Source organism: Enterobacter sp. K16B, from assembly GCF_020216105.1.
Taxonomy (GTDB): domain Bacteria; phylum Pseudomonadota; class Gammaproteobacteria; order Enterobacterales; family Enterobacteriaceae; genus Enterobacter; species Enterobacter sichuanensis.
In genome coordinates this window covers 1-3,466 of the sequence record NZ_JAIWJZ010000150.1, presented here as the reverse complement: position 1 = coordinate 3,466, position 3,466 = coordinate 1, and the positions used below count along the sequence as shown (strand labels likewise).

Here is a 3,466-nt window from a genome sequence, read left to right as displayed (position 1 = left end):
CAAAATCATCGAGCGGGGGGCGGTGTGGCAGAAGTTTGGTGGACAGAGCATAAGCCAGGCAATGCAGAGCTGGGAAAACGCGAATTTTTCTTATACACCTAAGGCGATTGATGCCTACGATGGGTCAGCTCTGGCAGCGCAGAAAATGGCCATTCATGGTGAGGATGCAGTCAGTCAAACCGTCTCAACCTCTGAAGATGGAAAAGGCGATTTAATGAAGCAGGTTAGTGTGGTGATAGACAAACTGCGGTTCGAGGGAGAAAAATAACCATGACTCAAGCAGCAGAAAACGAGATCGTGAGCCGACCAGAATATGATGAAAATGGGCGAGCATACTACAGTCTGCCTAATGGCAGAGCGGAAGACAATCTGGTGGTTGCCTGTCCTAGGGTGGCGGAAAAGGTGATCCCGGTTATTTTTCTGCCGGGAGTCATGGGAACGAATCTTAAAAAGATAGATTCTGATAAAAAAGTCTGGCACGCAGACATGTTTCAGGGCTCAGATGCGCTGGTATGGCTGTCTAAGTCTAAAGAACAAAGAAAAGCCTTGCTGGATCCTCTTACCACCGAAGTCGATTTAACGGGAAAGGTAGTTTACGACGATCTTGACGGCAGAGGGTTTCCCTCCAGAGTGGCCCGTGGCTGGGGCAGTGCGCTTTACAAAAGCTACGGTGAACCTCTCCATGTGCTTCAGTGTATACTGAATGACGGTCATATTCTGATTGATAACCTGATCAATGGCACCCGCAGGCGAACGCCGCGCCAGTTACTGATTGGTGAAAATTTAGGTGCAGAGAAAGGCGAAGATGCGCTGACCGAGCCTGAGGTCAGGCGGAGTTATGATTACCTTTTTCCCGTGCATGTTTTTGGCTATAACTGGCTGCAGTCAAACGCTGATTCGGCCGCGTCTCTCGAGCGATATATCAGTGAGACTTTAGGCACTTATCACGGCAGGCTTGCCACCAATAAAGTCATTCTGGTCACCCACTCCATGGGTGGCCTGGTGGCCCGACATTATTCAGAACAAATGAACGGCAGAGACAATATTCTGGGCATCGTACACGGCGTTATGCCTGATCTGGGATCGCCGGCGGCGTATCGGCGAATGAAGACCGGAGAGCGGGGTATCCTCGGAGCGGTAATTGGCGCTGACGCAGCCAGCCTGATGCCGGTACTGGCCCAGTCACCCGGTCCTCTGCAACTGCTGCCGGGTAAAGCCTACGGGCCGGGTTGGCTGAAAATTAACGGCACGGTAAATATGAATAAGCCGGAGTCTGATCCTTACACGGAAATTTATCTGAATGAAAGTGACTGGTGGCGGCTGTGTGAGAAAGAATTGCTGCTGGATGACAGGGTTGTGGAATGGGAGAGATATAAGGACATAATCAAATATGATGTCATAAAGTTTATAGAAAATTTAAACGTGAAATATCATCCCAATACCTATGCATTTTATGGTGCCAGTGAAAAATATCCTTCAGACGATCATCTGATCTGGCAGCAGATCCCGGCACCGAGGCCGGTTATGGGCGTACCGCTGGAGCTTCCCGTTTATCGCCATGCAGCAGGGAACACGTTTGAATTGACCTCCTCCGGCAGCGCCGGGGACGGAACCGTACCAGTACGCGCCGGCAGGATTAATTTTCCCGGGATCCGCTCGCTGCTTGCCACCGACGTCGATCATGAAGGTGCCTATGCCGTGGGGGATACGAGTACGGAAAACGGTCTTTCCGTTGCGATGAAGTTCACGTTACGCTCAATTATAAAAATGGCCGGGGAGGTCGCCTCATGCGGGTAAGGCATTTATGGATGGGATTATTTGTTGTCGTCCTTATTCTCTCTACAGTTTTCTGGTTGCTCACCCGTTCGTGGCCGGTAGCCCTTTTAACGGCAAAGGAAAAACAAATGACAGATAAACTATTTGAACAGACCAGACCTCAGTGCATTGGCCGCTATCTTTTTGATGTGCCCGCTTCATTCAATAACGTTGCGATGGGTCAGGTGAAAATTAATGAAATGAGAATTACCAGCAAGCGGCTGTATCCTCCGGCGTTTGCACAACGTATCCGGTTACGTGAACAGGAGTTAAAAAATAGTCCTGCAGTTGATCCCCTGGACCTTCCATATCTGAAAGAGGTATACCGGATAAACGATAATACAGTCATTTTTGATCACAATATAAACGGGAGTGTCCCTGGATTCGGGCGAGAACTCGAAGGCCACCTTTACAATAATGGAGTGGCATTTACAGTAACAACTCAGATCCGGGATTTATCCGATCCTAAATATAAAAAAGACAAAGAAGATTATTTGAACAGTGGAACTGCTGAAAATGCACTGAACAATAAACATCAGAAGCTGGCGGAGATGCAAAGCCTGCTATCCCGACTAAAGGGAAGAAATGATGAAGAAGTGCCAACTCTGCCTGGTATCTGTATTCCGGAAGGTTTTATTAGTGATACAAATATCATATCGAAAGATGATATTACTTTTATATATAAGCCAGTTGATTTTGAGATTATCGTTAACAGTTATAATACTCTGGCTAAAGACAACACATTACTGGAGCGAGGTAATGAAATAAATGCTGCCCTCATCAGAGTTGGTGCACATACTCTGAAGAAAGGGGCAGTCAAACTACCGGAGATAAATGCAGAAGAGTGGCTGATGAAAGGTAAGCAGGACATCTATCAACCGAAAGAGAAAAACGTTAATTTCTATACGTTTCAGTTTTACGGTAATGAAAAAACGGGTGATTTGAAACAACCCGTATTCTCTGTTGAGTTACATAACTCTGGTTTGGAAACGAAAACCTATACAGATTCACAACTGGTTGATATCTGGGACAGAATTACCAGAACATTCAGGTATCGAACTGGATCAGCTCCGGTAAACACCAGGGAGTAGATGCATCTTAAATAAAAGATAGGTCTGAACATATTTTTAATACTGGTTTTAATTTTGAGATAACCACCTGCTGCTAATCAACAGAATCCTATAAATTAAAACTGAAATTTCTTATGCCGGCTGGAGAGAGAAAAGATCAGCGGGCTGGAATTTGATGTGAAACAGGGAGTGGACGCATGAGTAATAATCCCCCGTTAAGATTCAGCCATAGCCACCACCTGCTTTCGGTTAAGGGCTGTGAGTCCGCGCTCGATGTGCTGTCTTTAGAAGGTGATGAGGCCCTCAGCACGCCGTTCCGCTATCGTATTGAATTCACTAGTTTTGACCACGCTATCGCCAGAGAGGCGATGCTGATGAAGCCCGGTTCGCTGACGCTGCAGGCCCCGGTTGACCAGGGTTACGGCATTAAAACGCAGCAGCCGGTGCGGGTGATTCAGGGAGTGGTGACCGGTTTTGAGCGCCTGGGCACGTCAAAAGATGAAACGCATTACGCCCTGACGCTCAGGCCCCGTCTGGCGCTGCTCGACCGTTCGCACCAGAACGCCATTTACCAGGACATG

Annotated in this window: 3 protein-coding genes and 1 pseudogene; all 4 read left to right on the top strand. The window is 47.6% G+C overall.

What is annotated here, in order from left to right; genetic code table 11:
- Positions 1-268, top strand: a pseudogene (locus LDK53_RS21495) (type VI secretion system tip protein VgrG); the annotation flags it as partial.
- Between the two features lie 2 nt (positions 269-270).
- The gene (locus LDK53_RS21490) at positions 271-1,797 is read left to right on the top strand and encodes an esterase/lipase family protein (protein ID WP_225288026.1); all 1,527 of its coding nucleotides are present in this window, start codon (positions 271-273) and stop codon (positions 1,795-1,797) included.
- Positions 1,798-1,808: 11 nt separating this feature from the next.
- Positions 1,809-2,906, top strand: a complete 1,098-nt coding sequence (locus LDK53_RS21485; protein WP_225288025.1) for a T6SS immunity protein Tli4 family protein — start codon at positions 1,809-1,811, stop codon at positions 2,904-2,906.
- Between the two features lie 176 nt (positions 2,907-3,082).
- The coding region (locus tag LDK53_RS21480; protein WP_263643519.1) for a contractile injection system protein, VgrG/Pvc8 family at positions 3,083-3,466 on the top strand (384 nt) is incomplete at its 3' end.

What these genes read in the sequence shown, in the direction of transcription:
- LDK53_RS21490 (WP_225288026.1), top strand. Translation starts at nt 271, where the DNA reads ATGACTCAAGCAGCAGAAAACGAGATCGTGAGCCGACCAGAATATGAT.
- LDK53_RS21485 (WP_225288025.1), top strand. Translation starts at nt 1,809, where the DNA reads ATGGGATTATTTGTTGTCGTCCTTATTCTCTCTACAGTTTTCTGGTTG.